The organism is Reyranella massiliensis 521, from assembly GCF_000312425.1.
Taxonomy (GTDB): Bacteria; Pseudomonadota; Alphaproteobacteria; order Reyranellales; family Reyranellaceae; genus Reyranella; species Reyranella massiliensis.
In genome coordinates this window covers 5744818-5761035 of the sequence record NZ_HE997181.1, presented here as the reverse complement: position 1 = coordinate 5761035, position 16218 = coordinate 5744818, and the positions used below count along the sequence as shown (strand labels likewise).

15 protein-coding genes are annotated in these 16218 nt (G+C 67.0%); 5 read left to right on the top strand and 10 right to left on the bottom strand.

The features are described 5' to 3' along the window. Positions 1-5: 5 nt before the first annotated feature. From BN60_RS28145 to BN60_RS28125, 5 genes are all read left to right on the top strand, one after another. Positions 6-722 carry a gamma-glutamyl-gamma-aminobutyrate hydrolase family protein gene (locus BN60_RS28145; protein ID WP_043287119.1) on the top strand — a complete coding sequence of 239 codons (717 nt, stop codon included), beginning with the start codon at positions 6-8 and terminating at the stop codon, positions 720-722. Then, positions 719-1510 (top strand): pseudouridine synthase, encoded by a 792-nt coding sequence (locus tag BN60_RS28140; protein WP_020699540.1) that lies wholly within the window; start codon positions 719-721, stop codon positions 1508-1510. The genes BN60_RS28145 and BN60_RS28140 overlap by 4 nt, the downstream gene beginning before the upstream one ends. Beyond that, positions 1510-2079: a 16S rRNA (guanine(966)-N(2))-methyltransferase RsmD gene (gene rsmD, locus BN60_RS28135; RefSeq protein WP_020699539.1), complete on the top strand. Its 570-nt coding sequence runs from the start codon at positions 1510-1512 to the stop codon at positions 2077-2079. Before BN60_RS28140 ends, rsmD begins: the two co-directional genes overlap by 1 nt. After that, a complete protein-coding gene (locus tag BN60_RS28130) occupies positions 2076-2684 on the top strand; it encodes a histidine phosphatase family protein (protein WP_020699538.1) in 609 nt (202 codons plus the stop codon). Before rsmD ends, BN60_RS28130 begins: the two co-directional genes overlap by 4 nt. Before the next feature lie 145 nt (positions 2685-2829). Continuing rightward, positions 2830-4230 (top strand): MATE family efflux transporter, encoded by a 1401-nt coding sequence (locus BN60_RS28125; RefSeq protein ID WP_020699537.1) that lies wholly within the window; start codon positions 2830-2832, stop codon positions 4228-4230. 20 nt (positions 4231-4250) lie between these two features. Here the strand turns inward: BN60_RS28125 and BN60_RS28120 are convergent, their stop codons facing one another. From BN60_RS28120 to BN60_RS28075, 10 genes are all read right to left on the bottom strand, one after another. Then, positions 4251-4733, bottom strand: a complete 483-nt coding sequence (locus BN60_RS28120) for a hypothetical protein (protein WP_020699536.1) — start codon at positions 4731-4733, stop codon at positions 4251-4253. Continuing rightward, the gene (gene mutL / locus BN60_RS28115; protein ID WP_020699535.1) at positions 4730-6565 is read right to left on the bottom strand and encodes a DNA mismatch repair endonuclease MutL; all 1836 of its coding nucleotides are present in this window, start codon (positions 6563-6565) and stop codon (positions 4730-4732) included. Before mutL ends, BN60_RS28120 begins: the two co-directional genes overlap by 4 nt. 11 nt (positions 6566-6576) lie before the next feature. Continuing rightward, entirely contained in the window at positions 6577-7899 is a 1323-nt protein-coding gene (locus BN60_RS28110; RefSeq protein WP_043287114.1) for a hypothetical protein, read from the bottom strand. A gap of 11 nt (positions 7900-7910) precedes the next feature. Further along, the gene (locus tag BN60_RS28105) at positions 7911-9233 is read right to left on the bottom strand and encodes a M16 family metallopeptidase (protein ID WP_020699533.1); all 1323 of its coding nucleotides are present in this window, start codon (positions 9231-9233) and stop codon (positions 7911-7913) included. After that, entirely contained in the window at positions 9230-10477 is a 1248-nt protein-coding gene (locus BN60_RS28100; protein ID WP_020699532.1) for a M16 family metallopeptidase, read from the bottom strand. The genes BN60_RS28105 and BN60_RS28100 overlap by 4 nt, the downstream gene beginning before the upstream one ends. A 128-nt stretch (positions 10478-10605) precedes the next feature. Next, entirely contained in the window at positions 10606-11187 is a 582-nt protein-coding gene (locus BN60_RS28095; protein ID WP_043284424.1) for a DUF3035 domain-containing protein, read from the bottom strand. 58 nt (positions 11188-11245) lie between these two features. Then, on the bottom strand, positions 11246-11728 hold the full coding sequence (lspA, locus tag BN60_RS28090; protein ID WP_020699530.1) for a signal peptidase II: 483 nt from the start codon (positions 11726-11728) through the stop codon (positions 11246-11248). Between the two features lie 10 nt (positions 11729-11738). Beyond that, a complete protein-coding gene (ileS, locus tag BN60_RS28085; protein WP_020699529.1) occupies positions 11739-14537 on the bottom strand; it encodes an isoleucine--tRNA ligase in 2799 nt (932 codons plus the stop codon). A 265-nt stretch (positions 14538-14802) separates the two neighbouring features. Next, on the bottom strand, positions 14803-15771 hold the full coding sequence (locus BN60_RS28080; RefSeq protein WP_020699528.1) for a bifunctional riboflavin kinase/FAD synthetase: 969 nt from the start codon (positions 15769-15771) through the stop codon (positions 14803-14805). Continuing rightward, entirely contained in the window at positions 15761-16207 is a 447-nt protein-coding gene (locus BN60_RS28075) for a MaoC family dehydratase (protein WP_020699527.1), read from the bottom strand. Before BN60_RS28075 ends, BN60_RS28080 begins: the two co-directional genes overlap by 11 nt. Positions 16208-16218 lie beyond the last annotated feature (11 nt).

The following is a 16218-nucleotide window of genomic DNA, read 5'->3' as shown; positions in this document are numbered from 1 at the left end:
GCCGCATGCCTCGCCCTCTGATCGGAGTCACCCTGGATGCGGAAAAGCCCGGGGGATACTCCAAGTTTCCCTGGTATGCCCTGCGCCAGAACTATCTCGACGCCATCGACGCCGCCGGCGGCCTGCCGGTGGCGCTGCCGCACGAGCCCGACCGCGTCGCCGACTATCTCGACCGCATCGACGCGCTGGTCGTGACCGGCGGCGCCTTCGACGTCGATCCTTCCTACTATGGCGGCGGCGACAAGCACGCCACGGTGATCACCAAGGACCGCCGCACCGCCTTCGAGTTCGCCGTCACGAAGGGGGCGCTCGACCAGAACAAGCCGGTGTTGGGAATCTGCGGCGGCCAGCAGCTCCTACACGTCGTGCTGGGCGGCAAGCTGATCCAGCACATTCCCGACACCATCGCCGAACCGCTGGCGCACGAGCAGCCCAACCCGCGCAACGAGCCGGGCCATCTCGTGAAGGTGGCGAAAGGCACGCAGCTTCACGACATCGTCGGCGCCGACGAACTCGCCGTGAACAGCGCCCATCACCAGGCCGCCGCGGACGCGCCGCAAGGCGTAATCGTGAATGCGACGGCACCCGATGGCGTCATCGAGGGAATCGAGGCGCCGGCCTATCGTTTCTGCATCGGCGTGCAGTGGCATCCTGAATTCCTGATCTCCGAAGGCGATGCGAAGCTCTTTCGCGCCTTCCTGGGAGCGGCGGCACCGAAGTGAGCGAACCCGAGAGAATTGCCAAGCGGCTGGCGCGTGCGGGCCTTTGCTCGCGCCGCGATGCCGAACGCTGGATCGAAGCCGGCCGTGTCAAGGTCGACGGCAAGGTGCTGGAAACGCCGGCCTTCGTCGTGACCGACAAGAGCGTCATCGAGGTCGACGGCAAGCCGTTGCCGCAGGCCGACCGCGCCCGCCTGTGGCGCTACCACAAGCCGCCGGGAGAGATGGTGACGGCCCGCGATCCCGAGGGGCGGCGCACCATCTTCGACTCGCTGCCCAAAGGCATGCCGCGCGTCGTCACCGTCGGCCGCCTCGACTACATGTCCGAGGGCCTGCTGCTGCTCACGAACGATGGCGGCCTCGCACGCCGGCTCGAACTGCCGGCCAATGGCTGGACGCGCCGCTATCGCGCCCGTGTGCACGGTGCCGTCGACGAGGCACGGCTGGCGGCGCTGGCCAACGGCATCACCATCGAAGGCGTGCGCTATGGCGCCATCCAGGCCACGCTCGACCGTCAGCAGCGCTCGAATGCCTGGCTCGACATTGCCCTGACCGAAGGCAAGAACCGCGAAGTCCGGCGCGTGCTGGCCTTTCTCGACTTGCCGGTGGTCCGTCTGATCCGCATCGCCTTCGGCCCATTCCATCTCGGCGAATTGGAGCGCAACCACGTCGACGAGATCCCGCCGCAGGCACTCGACAATCTGATGGGCGTGAAGCGGGCGCCTCGCAAGGAAGGCTGGGCGAAACCGCAGTCGCGTCCGACCGCACACGCCAAGCGCCGGCGTTCCTGATGCTCAGGATCATTGGCGGCAAGCATCGCGGGCGCGCGCTCGCCACGCCGGAAGGGATGGCGACCCGGCCGACCGCCAGCCGTGCCCGCGAGGCCCTGTTCAACGTGCTGATGCATGCCAAGTGGCGCGACGACGGGACCTCGCCCCTGATCGACACACGCGTACTCGACGCCTTTGCCGGCTCCGGTGCGCTGGGCATGGAGGCGCTGTCGCGTGGTGCCGCTCATGCCACTTTCCTCGACAACGATGCGACGGCGATCAAGCTGATCGGCGAGAACCTGCGCAAGCTCGGCGAGACCGGCGCGGCGCGCGTGGTGCGGGCCGACGCGACGCGGCCACCGCCCGGACGCGAGCCCTGCGACCTCGTCTTCCTCGATCCACCCTATCGCTCGGGCCAGGCCGCGCCGGCACTGGCGGCGCTGGCCGAGGCCGGCTGGATCGCCCCCGATGCCGTCGCCACCGTCGAGCTGGCGCACAACGAGGATATCGCCCCGCCCGCCGGATTCGAGACGATCGACGAGCGGCGCTATGGTGCCGCCAAGATCGTGATCCTGAAGCGTACCCCATGAAGCTCACCGCCCCGCTCTACATGCTGCGCCATGGCGAAACCGCCTGGAACACCGAACGCCGCATGCAGGGAACCAAAAACTCCGACCTCACGGAACGTGGCCGGGCGCAGGCGCAGGCGATGGGTCGCACGCTCAAGATCGAGCTGGCGCGCGAGCCCGGCCCGACGATCTTCCTGCGCAGCCCGCTCGGCCGCACGCGCGAGACGTCGGAGATCATCGGCCGCGAACTCGGCATTCCCACCACCGAATGGCGCGAGGACATGCGTCTCGCCGAACTCTCCTATGGCGAATGGGAGGGCTTCTCGTGGAAGGAGATCGAGGTCACGCATCCGACCGCGCTCGCCGACTGGCGCGCCGATCCCCATGGCTACTGCCCGCCCGGCGGCGAGACTCACGAGCGATTGAGCCAGCGCTCGGCCGAGATGCTGGCCCTCATTGCTACGTCGGGCATGCGCACCGTCGTGGTCAGTCACGGCGTCAGCGGTGCGGTGATGCGCGGCCTGCATCTCGGCCTCGATGCGCGCGCCATGTTCGTCCTCGAAAAGCCGCAGGATGCCTTCTTCCGTCTGTTTGACAGCCGCGAAGAAAGAATCGTCTGCCTCTGAGTGTGAGAAGAGTTTGTGAACGCCGCGAAGGATTCTAGGCCTTAGACGCCACGAGTGTGGCATTGCAGGCACTGCTCGCAGCGTTGCGGCCTCCGCTGGGCAGAGTTGTTTCGCCATTCGCGACGAAGACCGCTACAAACATCGCATGTCCAATCTGGTTTCGACGATGGGCCCCGCGCGCGGCGCGTGGGGAGCGGAGGCACGCGCGACTCTTTTGCTCGCCTGGCCGCTCATTCTCACGAATCTCGCGCAAACCGCGATGACGGCTACCGATGTCGTGCTGCTGGGTTGGCTGGGCGCTGATGCGCTGGCTGCCGGCGCTCTGGGCTCCAATCTCTATTTCGCCACGATGATCTTCGGGCTCGGCATCACGACTGCCTCCGCACCGATGATCGCACGCGAGCTTGGCCGCAAGAGCCATTCGGTGCGCGATGTGCGCCGCACCGTGCGCCAGGCCATGTGGGCGGCCGTGGTGATCGCCGTGCCGATCTGGGTCGTGCTCTGGCACTGCGAAGACATCCTGCTGCTGATGGGGCAGGAACCGCGCCTCGCGGCAGCAGCCGGCGAGTATATGCGTGCGCTGCAATGGTCGATCCTGCCGTTCTTCTTCTTTCTGGTGCTGCGGTCCTTCGTGTCGGCCCTGGAGCGTCCGATGTGGGCGATGGCAATCGGCGTCGTTGCGGTCGTGATCAACGCCATCCTTACCTGGGCGCTGATCTTCGGCCACTTTGGCCTGCCGGCCCTGGGACTCGTCGGTGCCGGCGTCGCCACAACCGCTTCGACGGTGTTTATGTTCTCGGCGCTCGCAATCGTGGTCTATGCCGACCGCAGGTTCCGCCGCTATCACCTGCTGGGCCGGTTCTGGCGCGCCGACTGGCCCCGCTTTCGCGAACTATGGCGGCTCGGCCTGCCGATCGGCACGACGCTGGTCTTCGAGGTTACGGTATTCAATGCCTCGACTTTCCTGATGGGCTTGATCAGCGCCGCGTCGATTGCTGCGCACTCGATTGCCCTGCAGATCGCCTCGCTCTGTTTCATGGTGCCGCTCGGGCTCAGCCAGGCTGCGACCGTGCGCGTGGGGCGCGCCTACGGCGCCAACGATCCGGAGGGCATCCGCCGCGCCGGCTGGACGGCATTCGCCATGGGCACCGGCTTCATGGTCGTGACGGCGCTTGCCATGGTGCTCCTGCCGCGTACCCTGGTCGGCCTGTTCCTCGACCTCGGCACGCCGGCCAATGCGCCGGTGATCGAACTCGCCGTGTCGTTCCTCTTCCTTGCGGCGCTGTTCCAGCTCGCCGATGGCGGCCAGGCCGTGGCCGCCGGCATGCTGCGCGGTCTGCACGATACACGCGTGCCCATGATCTATGCCGGCATCGGTTATTGGGTCATCGGCCTCGCGGCCGGCGTTGTGCTGGCCTTCGTCTTCGAGCTTGACGGCTTCGGCATCTGGATCGGCCTCGCGACCGGCCTGGTCACCGTGGCCATCCTGCTGACCGCCCGCTGGCTCCGCCGCGAGCAGCTCGGCCTCCTGGCGCCCGGTCGCTGACTTCTCCGCCCCGTCGGTGTTCAGCCTTTCACGAGTCTGGCAGTGCGGCGGCAGCCGCTGGTTTCGCTGACGATCAGGACGCCGCCTTCACTGCGCGCCGAGAGTTGGGCACGACGCTGGTCGGTGCCTTTCACCGACGCGACGCTGATCAGCTTGAACGTGCCGGTCGCCCGCGCAAGGCCGTGGATCTGCCAGAGGCCGGGACCGGGTGGCGGCGGCGCGGATTTCTTCGGATTGGGCACCGGACCACGTGCGGTCGTGTCGTAGGCCGATCCATCGACGATGCCTGCCTCGATCGTGAGCAGGTAGTCGAGCGGCGCATTGCAGGAACCGCCATCGCTGGTGCCACGCCACTGGCCGTCGAGCGGCGAAGCGGGCGCCGGCGTGACCGTACCGGGCGGCGGCGAGGCCGAGGGAGCCGGGGCACGTGTCTGCGCAGCGACCACCGAGGTGAAGCCAGCGGCGAGCACGAGAGCGAACGCCGGTACAAAATACTTCTTCATCGCCTTCCGAACAGCCGCTCGATGTCGGCCAGCTTGAGTTCGACATAGGTCGGGCGGCCGTGATTGCACTGGCCGGAATGCGGCGTCGCCTCCATCTGGCGCAGCAGTGCATTCATTTCCTCGACGGTGAGCCGGCGGCCGGCCCGTACCGAGGTATGGCAGGCGAGCGTGCCGCACACCTCCTCGACCTTCTCCTTGAGCGAGAGGTGATCGCCCATCTCGGCAAGCTCGTCGGCGAGATCGCGCACCAGTCCCTGGATATCGAGCTCGCCCAGCACTGCCGGCGTTTCGCGGACCACTACTGCACCCAGCCCGAAAGGCTCCAGCACCAGGCCCATCTCGGCAAGCTCGGACTGGCGAGTAGCCAGCCGCCGCGCGCCGTCTTCGCCCACTTCGACGACTTCGGGGAGCAGCAGTGCCTGACGCTTCACGCCCTCGGCCTCGAGCTGGTTCTTCAGCCGCTCGTGTACCAGCCGCTCATGGGCGGCATGCTGGTCGACGATGACCACGCCCTGATCGGTCTGCGCGACGATATAGGTCTCGTGAAGCTGGGCCCGCGCCACGCCCAGAGGATAGTGCAGCGCCTCGCCGTTGCCGTTGACGACCGGTACGGGCTCGCCCTCGACCCGCGCGGAGGGTACGGCCAGCGGCGCCATGAACTGCGCAGCCGCCTCGGCGAGTCCACGCGGCATCGATGTGAAACTGCCACCGCCGCTGCGATATCCCATCGGCAACGGCGCCGAGAAACCCGTGTGAGGGCGGAAGGCGCCGAGGGCCGCATCCGACACCGTCGTGCTGGCGCGATGGCCGGCCGCCGACAGCGCGGTACGCAGCGCGCCGACGATCAGGCCGCGCACGATGCCGGCATCGCGGAAGCGCACCTCGGTCTTGGCAGGATGCACATTGACGTCGACCAGCTCGGTCGGCGCTTCGAGGAACAGCGCCACCATGGGATGGCGATCACGCGCCAGGAAATCCTGATAGGCGCCGCGCACCGCCCCGGCGAGGAGCTTGTCACGCACCGGCCGGCCGTTGACGAAGAGATACTGGTGCTGGCCGGTCGGCCGATTGAGCGTCGGCAGGCCGGCAAAGCCGGTCAGCCGGAATCCTTCGCGTGTGGCATCGATCGCCACGGTGTTCTCGCCGAACTCACGGCCCATGATGGCGCTGAGGCGTTCCAGCCGCGCCGCATCGGCGTTCTCGAGCAGCGACGGATTGGCGGCCGGCAGGTCGATCAGCGTGCGCTCCTCGCTCTCCAGCCGGAAGGAGACCTCGGGATGCGCCATGGCGAGCCGGCGCAGCGCGTCGGCGACATGGCTCGACTCGGTCCGCGGTTCCTTCAGGAACTTGAGCCGGGCCGGCGTCGCAAAGAAAAGATCGCGCACTTCGACGCGCGTGCCGGCGGGATGCGCCGCGGGTTTCGGCTCGCCCTTGGCGCCGCCTTCGATCTCCAGGCTCCAGGCGGTGTCGGCGCCGGCCGGTCGCGAAGTGATGGTGAAACGGCTGACCGACGCTATCGACGGCAGCGCCTCGCCACGAAAGCCCAGGGTACGAATGTCGGCGAGATCGTCGCCGGGCAGCTTCGAGGTGCAGTGCCGTTCGACTGCCAGCGCCAGCTCCGCAGGCGACATGCCGACGCCGTCATCGACCACAGCAATGAAGGTGCGGCCACCCTCCTTCAGGGTAACCGTGATGCGACGGGCGCCGGCGTCGATGGCATTTTCGACCAGCTCCTTCACGGCACTCGCCGGACGCTCGACCACTTCGCCGGCGGCGATGCGGTTGACGAGCGTCGACGGGAGGCGACGCAGGAGGCGGGTGGGAGCGCTCATGGCCCCCAAGTTTACGACCGGCGCCCTGTGGATGATACGCGCGCGGAAAGATACTGCCGCGTCAGGATCTTGCCCTCCTCGACCGCAGGCTGATCGAAGGCATCGATACCCAGCAATTCGGCGGCAAACATGGTTTCCAGCATATAGTGCATCATCAATGCGCCCATCACCCTCTCGTCGAGTGTGGCGATCCGGATGACGCGGGTTGGCCGGCCATTCTTGATCAGCGTTGCCGCGGTCGCATCGGCTTCGGCCAGCAGGAGGTCGCCCAGCGATTTGTTTTCGAGATAGGCGAGCGACTTGTCGCCGCCCAGCGCCGCCGGCGGGATCGGCTTGCCCTGCCCTGCCGTGTCGAGGATCACGACGGTGAACATCTTGTCGGGCGGGCCGCCGAGATAGAGCTGCAACTGGCTGTGCTGATCGACCGTGCCCATGGCGCGCACCGGAGTCGTGCCGTTGCCGCCCTTGCCCAGGCTCTCGGCCCAGAGCTGGCGATACCAGAAGCCGAAGTAACCCAGACGGTCGCAGTAGGGCATCAGCACTGTGGTGCCGATGCCGCGTTCCTTCGCGAGCCCGATCGACAGCGCCGCACCGACGGCAGGTGCCAGCCCGCGGGCGTCGCTTGCCTGCAGCACGGGATCGAGCACGCTCGCGGCGCCATCGCGCACGGCCGCAACGTCGAGGCCGGCGATCATCGCCGGCAGCATGCCAACCAGCGAGAGCACGGAGAAGCGGCCACCGACCCGGGGATCGTGGTCGAGGATAGGACAGCCGATACCGCCGGCGATGCGGCTCAAGGCGTTGTCGCTGGGCTCGGTGATGGCGATCACATGGTTCGCGAGCTTGTCCTTGCCGACTTTGGCCTCAAATTCGGGCAGCAGAGTGAGAAACTGCGTCAGGGTCTCGGCCGTGGTGCCGGACTTGGAGATGACGATCAGGCCGGTCCGGGCAAGCGGCAGACGGGCGCTCAGCTCGGCAATGGTGGCGGGATCGACATTGTCCATGAACCAGAGCTTGGGTCGGCCCGGCGCGGGACCGAATCCCAGGTCCTTGAGCGCGACCAGAGTCTGGCCGCCGAGGCTCGACCCACCAGTGCCCAATACGACCACGTGCTCGAACCTGGCGAAGCGCTCGGCGTGAGGCTTCAGCAGGGCGAGGTCGTCGTGCGTGCCCGGCAGGCTCAACAACGGCAGTGTGCCGTCGGCCTTCCAGCGGCGGAACTTGTCGAGGGCCGCGCTGGCACGAACCAGCTCGCGTTCGAGCGAGGCCTGTGGCAGGCCATGCTTGCCGACCTTGGCATCGAGAGCGTCGTCGATCACATGGCTGTAAAGCATGCGCATGATCCCTAGGGTTCGGATGTAACACCGACCGGCTTGCCGACCACCACCGTCGTCAGCGCTTCGTCGCGCAATAGCCGGCGCGCCATCTTGTGGACGTCTTCGAGTTTCACGGCGGCGATCAGCGCCCCGCGCTTGGTCAGATGGTCGGGCGAAAGCCCGTCGACCTGCATCGCATGCAGAAGGTTCGCGATCGAGCCTGACGAGTCGAGCGACAAGGCCAAGGCTCCGGCGAGATAGGTCTTGGCATCGGAGAGTTCCTGCTCGGTGATGCCTTCGGTCCGCAGCCGCGCCATGTTGGCCTTGATGACGCGCAGCGCCTCGGCGATACGCTCGTTGGCGCTGCCCGTCGAGATGACCAGCAGAGCGGCGCGCTTATAGGTCCTGAGGCCGCTCGACACGCTGTAGGCAAGACCGCGCTTCTCGCGCACTTCGTTGAACAGGCGGGACTGCTGACCGCCGCCGCCCAGCACGTGGTTCATCACCAGAGCGGCATACCAGTCGGGATCGTCGCGTGGGATGCCTGGCAGCGCCATCAACGCGGCGCTTTGCGGTACCGGACGCTCGACGACCACGGTCCTGGGCTTGGTCGGCGGCACCCATTGCGGCGGCAGCGCCGGCGGCGTGCCGGCAGGCAGACTGCCGAAGGCGCGATCGATCTGGCGGGCGAGTTCGGCTTCGCTGATATCGCCCACGGCCGCCACGGTCAGCCCGCTGCGCAACAGCACCGCAGCGGCGCGCTTCTTCAGATGGTCGGGCGTCACCTTGGCCAGATCCTCGCGCGTACCCTCGGGATCGGCAGCATAGGGATGACCGGCGAAAAGCGTCGCCATCAGAGTACGGCCGGCCACCGATGCCGGACGCTGCGCCGCCTGGTTGAGCGAGGCAATCGTCTGGGCTCGGCGCTGGTCGACCATCGCCGCGTCGAAGCGCGGCTCGACCATCGCCAGGCGCAGCAGTTCAAAGCCCTCGTCACGGTTGGCCGACAGGACGCGCAGCGACCCGTTCACCCGGTCGAGCGAGGCGCTGAAGCTGATCGATGCGGCAGCATCCTCCTGGCGCTGACGGAAGGCCTGGGCGTTCAACGGCCCGGCTCCGTCCGTCAGCAGATTGGCCATCAAGTCGGTGGTGCCGGAAAGTCCGGCCGGATCGGATGCAGTGCCGCCGACGAAGGAGAAAGAGAGTGCGACGACCGGCGTGCTCTTGTCTTCGACCAGCCAAGCCTTGATGCCGAGCGGCGTGGTGACCTGCTTGATCTCGATGGCGCCGGCCGCTGCCGGTAACGACAACAAGGCGAGGCCGGCCAACAATGCGGCGAACAGGCGTTTCATCGGCTGCCTTCGGCCGGCGTCAGCATCGCCGTCACCGCACCGTCATCGCGCCAGACATATTCGGCGGCGGCCTGGACCTCGGCCGGCGTCACCGCCGATATCCGCTGCGGCCAGGCATCGACATCGGCCACCGTGCCGCCGGTGCTCAGCATGGTGCCGTAGATCCGGGGACCGCTCGCCAGGGAATCCTGCGAATAGATGGCGCCGGCCAGGAGCTGGTTCTGCGCCCGCTCCACCTCTTCGGGCTTAACGCCGCCATCGAGCAGACGCTTCATCTCCGTCGTCACGGCCTTCTCGACGTCCGCCATGCTGCGCGTCGGAGCGGGATGCACGCCGATATCGAACGAGGTGAGGCCGAGGCTCGCCGGACTGTAGGCCGCCCAGGCCGAGAGGCCGACCTTGCCGTCAACCACCAGCGCCCGCCACAGGCGACTGGTCTCGCTGCCGCCGAACAGGCGCGCCAGCACCTGCAGCGCATAGGCATGCTTGGTCTCGCCAGTACGGTAGGACGGGGCCAGCCATAGCCGCGACCAGCGCGGCTCGACGACCCGCGCGTCGGCACGGATCACCTTCTGCGGCAGGTTGGGGCCGCCCTTCGAGGGGCGTCGCCGCGGCTCGGTCTTGCGACTCGCGATCGGGCCGTAATATCTCTCCGCGAGCTTGCGCACCGCCTCGGTCGTGGTGTCGCCGGCCACGATGAGCACCGCATTGTTGGGCGCATAGTGGCGGCGATAGAAGGTCGAGAGATCGTTGACGCTCAGCTTCTTGATGTCGTCGGGATAGCCGACGATCGGCATGGCATAGGGCTTGTGGCGGCCATAAAGCTGCTCGCGCACCGCCTCGTCGAGCAGCGCCGACGGCACGTTGTCCGTGCGCATGCGGCGTTCCTCGAGGATCACCTGACGTTCCGGCACGATCTCGCGATCGCTGATGCGGATGCCGGTCATGCGATCGGCCTCCATGCGCATGATCAGCTCCAGCCGCTCCGCCGCGATCGTCTGGTGATAGCCTGTCGAATCGAAGCTCGTGTAAGCGTTGTCGCGGCCGCCGTTGCGCGAGACGATGCGCGAGAACTCCCCTCCCGGCACCTTGTCGGTGCCCTTGAACATCATGTGTTCGAGGAAATGCGCAGCGCCGGTCTTGCCGAACGTCTCGTCGGCGCTGCCGACCTTGTAGACGACGACCTGGGTGACGATCGGCGCGCGCCGCGACGGCAGCACGATGGCCTGCAGGCCGTTGGGCAACGTGAAGGTCTCGGCGTTGCGACGCTCGACGGCAAAGAGCTTGGCAAGCGCCGTGGCCGATGGCGAGACGACCGCGCCCGCAAAAAGGCCGCCGAGCAGAGCACGGCGGCCGAAAGGCAGGAGCGAACTCAGAAGATGCCTTCGAGCAGACCGCGCTTGCGACGCGTGATCGTGGGCGTCGGCCCGGTCGCGGGTTGGCCGGCCGCCTGCGCGTCGCGAATGCGCTGCTGTTCCTTGGCGGGATCAATGAGCACGCCCGGCGGCGGCGAATCCTGCCAGAAGATCAGGCTGTCGATGAAGGTCTTGTCGCTGTCGGCAAGGGTCCGGGTGTCCTGGTTCACGCGCCCGCGGATTTCGGGATCGACGCCGCCCTGTCCGGCACGCGCCACCAGCGCCTGTTCCGAGGAGCTGCCGCTGCGCGGCGCGTTGGGACCGGCGCTGATCCGCTCCTGGGTGCGGCCGGCCAGCGCCGGCGACAGCGCTTCCTTGGCCTGGTCGGCCGGCGTCATTTCCTGCGGCCTGGCCTCGCCCGGCCGCGGCGGGCGCAGCTCGGCGTTGGGCGGCATGGTGAGCGGCGAATGGGACACGATCTTGAATTCGTCGGGCGACACTTTCTTGCCGCCGCCGAGATTCTCGAAGGCGCCGCAGCCGCCCAGCACGAGAGCGGTGCAGGCGAGCAAAGCCACCGGGATCGGTCGTATCCGTGTCATCGTTGGTCCTTCGAAGCCTGTTTCTGTCGGTCGATCATGGCTGTATCAGGGCGCCCCTTCATGGAGCAGGTTTCTTCTCGGCCAGCAGCGAATCGATCAGCATCAAACCGACGCCGACGACGATCGCCGAATCGGCGACATTGAACGCCGGCCAATGCCATTGGCCTATGTGGAAATCAGCGAAATCGAACACCGCTCCCCACCGAGCGCGGTCGATAACATTGCCGATGGCCCCTCCCATGACAAGGCCGATGCCCCATCCGGTCAGGGGCCGGTCGGTTCGTCGCAGCCAGAAGAAGAGGCCGATGCAGACGGCAATCGCGACTGCCGAGAGAACCCAGGGCGGCAGAGCCTGGTCGCCGCCGAGCAGACCGAAGCTGACGCCCCGATTCCACACGATTACCAGGCGAAAAAAGCCGTCGATCACCGGCACGATGGCGCCCGCCTTCAGCAAGTATCCGAGGAGGAGCTGCTTGGAGACCTGGTCCGCCACCAGCGTGACGAGGACCAGGGCCATCGCCTGACGGTCGATCTGCCTCATGCCGCACCCATCATGCGGAGACTGCGTCTTCGCAGCGGCGGCAGATCAGCGGATGGGCGGTCGATTTGCCGACCTCCTCCAGGACCTGCCAGCAGCGTGCACACTTGTTGCCCTCCGCCAGTGCCGGCACGACGCCGACGCCCGCGACATCCGCCAGGACGAAGGCGCCATCGGGCGCATTGCCTTCGACGAGATCGCCGCCCGAGGTGATGCAGATCTCCGACAGGTCGAGTCCCTTCAGGGCGTCGAGATATTCCGGCGCGACATGGACATGCGGCGCGGCCTGAAGGCTCGAGCCGATGCGCTTCTCCGCCCGCTCGAGTTCCAACGCCCCCGTGACGACACGGCGAAGCGCCCGCACCGTCTTCCACTTCTCGCCAAGGCCGGTATCGAGCCAGGCGGCAGGGATCGTCGGATAGAGACGCAGATGCACGCTGTCGGCCTTGCCGTCCGGCACATCCTGTGGCCGTGCAAGCCATGCCTCTTCCGCCGTAAAGCAGGTGATGGGCGCCAGCCAGGCGGTAAGGAAGGAGAAAATCTCCGCCATCACCGTCCGCGCCGCGCGCCGACGCAACGACCGGGCGGCGTCGCAGTAGATCGCATCCTTGCGGATGTCGAAGTAGAAGGCCGAGAGATCGACCGCGCAGAAATTGTGCAGCTCGGTCGCTATCCGATGGAAGTCGAAATCGTCGACCGCCGGCCGGAAGATCGCGTCAAGCTCGGCCAGCCGGTGCAGCACCCAGCGCTCCAGCTCGGGCATATCGGCATGCGCCACCGTCTCGTCAGCCGAATAGCCGTCGAGGCTGCCCAGCAGATAGCGCAGCGTGTTCCGCAGCCGGCGATAGGCCTCGGCCTGATGCTTCAGGATTTCGGGACCAATGCGCTGGTCCTCGGTGTAGTCGGTGCCGACGACCCAGAGGCGCAGGATGTCGGCGCCATACTGGTCACACACCGATTGCGGCGCCGTGATGTTGCCCAGCGACTTGGACATCTTGCGGCCCTGCTCGTCGAGCGTGAAGCCGTGCGTCAGCACGCCGTCATAGGGCGCACGCCCGCGGGTGCCGCAGCTTTCTAGCAGCGAGGAATGGAACCAGCCGCGATGCTGGTCCGAGCCTTCGAGATAGAGGTCGGCCGGCCATTTGAGGTCGGGATTGCCTTCGAGCGTGAAGACATGCGTCGAACCCGAGTCGAACCAGACATCGAGGATGTCCGTCACCTGCTCGAAGTCCGCGGCATTGTACTTGTTGCCGAGGAAGCGTTCGGGCGGGCTGTCGAACCAGACGTCGGCGCCTTCCTGCTTGAAGGCCTCGACGACACGGCCCATCACCTCGGCGTCGCGCAACGGCTCGCCGGTCTGCTTGTTCACGAACACCGCGATCGGCACACCCCAGGCGCGCTGACGCGACACGTTCCAGTCGGGTCGCGTCTCGATCATCGAGCGCAGACGATTGTAGCCGGCGCGCGGCACGAAGCGCGTCGCGTCGATGGCCGCCAGCGCCTTCTCGCGAAGCGTGCCGCCGATCTCGGGGATCTGCTTGTCCATGGCTATGAACCATTGCGGCGCGTTGCGGAAGATGACGGGCGCCTTCGACCGCCACGAATGCGGATAGCTGTGCGTGATGCGGCCCGAGGCCAGGAGCTTGCCGGCCTCGTCGAGCGCGGCGATCACGGTCCGGTTGGCGTCGCCCTTCTTGCCCTCGGGCGTGTAGACGCGCTTGCCGGCGAACAGCGGCACATGCGGATAGTAGGTGCCGTCTTCGGCCACCGTGTCCGGCACCTCGACGCCATTGGCCACGCCCAGCTCGTAGTCGTCGGCGCCGTGGCCCGGTGCGATATGCACGAAGCCGGTGCCGGCATCCGCGGTAACGAAAGCGCCGGGCAGCAGGCGCACGTCGAACTCGTAGCCCTGGCCGCGCAACGGATGGGCAGCGACGACGCCTTCGAGGTCGGCAGCCGCAAGATCGGCGAGATGCTTGGGCGTGAAGTTCGCGGTTTCCGCAACGGCGTCAACCAGCTCCTTGGCCAGCACCATCTTCTCGCCGACGCGGGCCTTGCTGCCCTCGCCCGCTGCGGCCACTTCGACCAGCGCGTAGGCGATCTCGGGCCCGTAGGCCAGCGCACGGTTGCCCGGCATGGTCCAGGGCGTGGTCGTCCAGATCACCACCGACGCGCCATCGAGCTTGCCGCCCGTCGACTTCAAGATCGGGAAGCGCACATGGACGGTATCGGAGACATGGTCGTGATACTCGATCTCGGCCTCGGCCAGCGCCGTCTTCTCGACGACGCTCCACAGCACGGCCTTGGAGCCCTTGTAGAGCCCGCCGTTCATCAGGAACTTGCCGAGTTCGCCCACGATCACGGCCTCGGACTCGTACTTCATCGTCGAGTAGTAGTTGTCCCAGTCGCCGTCGACGCCGAGCCGCTTGAACTCCTCGCGCTGCACCGTGATCCAGTGATCGGCGAAGGCGCGGCATTCCTTGCGGAACTCGACCACCGGCACCTGGTCCTTGTCGCGCTTCTTGGCGCGGTACTGCTCCTCGATCTTCCACTCGATCGGCAGGCCGTGGCAGTCCCAGCCCGGCACATAGTGGCTGTCCTTGCCCAGCATCTGCTGGGTGCGGCTCACCAGGTCCTTCAGGATCTTGTTCAGCGCATGCCCGATATGAAGGTTGCCGTTGGCGTAGGGAGGCCCGTCGTGCAGCACGAACTTGGGCCGGCCCTTGCTCTCGACGCGCAGGCGGTCCCACAGCTTCATGTCGGCCCAGCGCTTCAGCAGCTCCGGCTCCTTCTTGGGAAGGCCGCCGCGCATCGGAAACTCGGTCTTGGGCAGGAAAACGCTGGATTTATAGTCAGTTGTCACGAGAAACTCGGCACTGGGAGGAGCGATAGGCGACCGCCTCGCCGACGGCCGCGGACAAGCAGGATGACCCGGCCGCGGTCAGCGGACCGGGCGGATAATTCGCTCCTGAGGGGCCCCGGGAAACATAGGGCCGGCAATCTAGGGATGGGGGTCCGGAGGGTCAAGGAGCCGGAATCGGCCACGCAGGTCCTGACATCCTCTGCCCTCGACCGCCTTATTGGGAGCTTGTCGCGGGCCGGTCGGCCAGGAGCGTCCGTGCCGCAGCGCCGTCGGCGGCGATCTGGGTCTTGAGCTGGTCGAGGCCGGCGAACTTCATCTCAGGCCGGAGGAAGTCGACCAGCTCGACGCGCAGGGTCTTGCCGTAGAGGTCGCCTGCGAAGTCGAACAGATGGATCTCGAAATTCTCCTGCAGCTTGCCGAAGGTCGGACGTTTGCCGAGATTGGCCACGGCATCGCGCCACACACCGTCGACCAGCGCACGAACCGCATAGACGCCGAAGCGCGGACGTAGATGCTCGCCCAATGCCACGTTGGCGGTGGGAAAACCGATGGTGCGGCCGCGCTGGTCCCCCAGCTCTACGACGCCCTCGATCTCCCAGCCATGGCCCAGAAGCCCGACCGCCTCGCTCACCCAGCCGGCACGCAGCGCCTCGCGGATGCGCGTCGAGGAATAGATCTCGCCTTCGCGCATCACCGGATCGAGCACGGTGACGCCGAAGCCCTTGGCCTGGCCCTCGGCATGCAATTGTTCGACATTGCCGCTGCGGCGCGCACCGAAGGTGAAATCGTAGCCGCAGACGAGGTGGCGCGCCCCCAGACCCTTCAAGAGCACGTCGGCGATGAAGGCATCGGCGGTAAGGGCAGCGAAGGCGGCATCGAAGTGTTGCGCCAGCACCGCCGGCACGCCGTACTCGGCCAACAATCTCGTCTTGGCCGCCGGCAAGGTGAGCCGGAACGGGCCGGTGTCGGGTACGAAGAAGCGGCGCGGATGCGGCTCGAAGGTGAGTGCGACCATGGGCACGTTGAGGGCGGCGGCCTGCTCGGCCGCCCGGGCCAGCAACGCCTGATGGCCACGATGGACGCCATCGAAATTGCCCAGCGCCACCACTCCGCCCTTCCACTCGGCGGGGACCGACCGCCAATCGTCGAACGTCGGGATCATGTTGCCCCGATCAGGCTGCATCGCGCCGCGGCACCAGCACGGTGGCTTCACCGTCGATCACGACCTTCTCGCCGTTCAGGCACTGGGTCTTGAGCGTCACGCGACGGCGCTTTTCGTCGATGGCGGTGATGGTGGCAACGGCGGTGATCGTGTCGCCGATCATCACCGGCGCCATGAAGTTCATCGTCTGGGAGACGTAGACCGCGCCGGGGCCGGGCAGCTTGGTCCCGATCACCGTCGAGATGAAGGCGCCGCTCAGCATGCCGTGGGCGATGCGCTGGCCGAACCGGGTCGTACGCGCGAAGCCGTCGTGCAAATGGATGGGGTTGGTGTCGCCCGAGACGCCGGCAAACGCCGCGATATCGGCCTCGGTCACAGTCTTGCCGAACATGGCCGACATGCCGGGCTTGAGGTCTTCCAGAAACAGGCCGTTCATGGCGGCGAAGGCATTCGACACTGGCTATCTCC

What these genes read in the sequence shown, in the direction of transcription:
- BN60_RS28145 (WP_043287119.1), top strand. Translation starts at nt 6, where the DNA reads ATGCCTCGCCCTCTGATCGGAGTCACCCTGGATGCGGAAAAGCCCGGG.
- rsmD (WP_020699539.1), top strand. Translation starts at nt 1,510, where the DNA reads ATGCTCAGGATCATTGGCGGCAAGCATCGCGGGCGCGCGCTCGCCACG.
- BN60_RS28130 (WP_020699538.1), top strand. Translation starts at nt 2,076, where the DNA reads ATGAAGCTCACCGCCCCGCTCTACATGCTGCGCCATGGCGAAACCGCC.
- BN60_RS28125 (WP_020699537.1), top strand. Translation starts at nt 2,830, where the DNA reads ATGTCCAATCTGGTTTCGACGATGGGCCCCGCGCGCGGCGCGTGGGGA.
- BN60_RS28120 (WP_020699536.1), bottom strand. Translation starts at nt 4,733, where the DNA reads ATGAAGAAGTATTTTGTACCGGCGTTCGCTCTCGTGCTCGCCGCTGGC.
- mutL (WP_020699535.1), bottom strand. Translation starts at nt 6,565, where the DNA reads ATGAGCGCTCCCACCCGCCTCCTGCGTCGCCTCCCGTCGACGCTCGTC.
- BN60_RS28110 (WP_043287114.1), bottom strand. Translation starts at nt 7,899, where the DNA reads ATGCTTTACAGCCATGTGATCGACGACGCTCTCGATGCCAAGGTCGGC.
- BN60_RS28105 (WP_020699533.1), bottom strand. Translation starts at nt 9,233, where the DNA reads ATGAAACGCCTGTTCGCCGCATTGTTGGCCGGCCTCGCCTTGTTGTCG.
- BN60_RS28095 (WP_043284424.1), bottom strand. Translation starts at nt 11,187, where the DNA reads ATGACACGGATACGACCGATCCCGGTGGCTTTGCTCGCCTGCACCGCT.
- lspA (WP_020699530.1), bottom strand. Translation starts at nt 11,728, where the DNA reads ATGAGGCAGATCGACCGTCAGGCGATGGCCCTGGTCCTCGTCACGCTG.
- ileS (WP_020699529.1), bottom strand. Translation starts at nt 14,537, where the DNA reads ATGCGCGGCGGCCTTCCCAAGAAGGAGCCGGAGCTGCTGAAGCGCTGG.
- BN60_RS28080 (WP_020699528.1), bottom strand. Translation starts at nt 15,771, where the DNA reads ATGCAGCCTGATCGGGGCAACATGATCCCGACGTTCGACGATTGGCGG.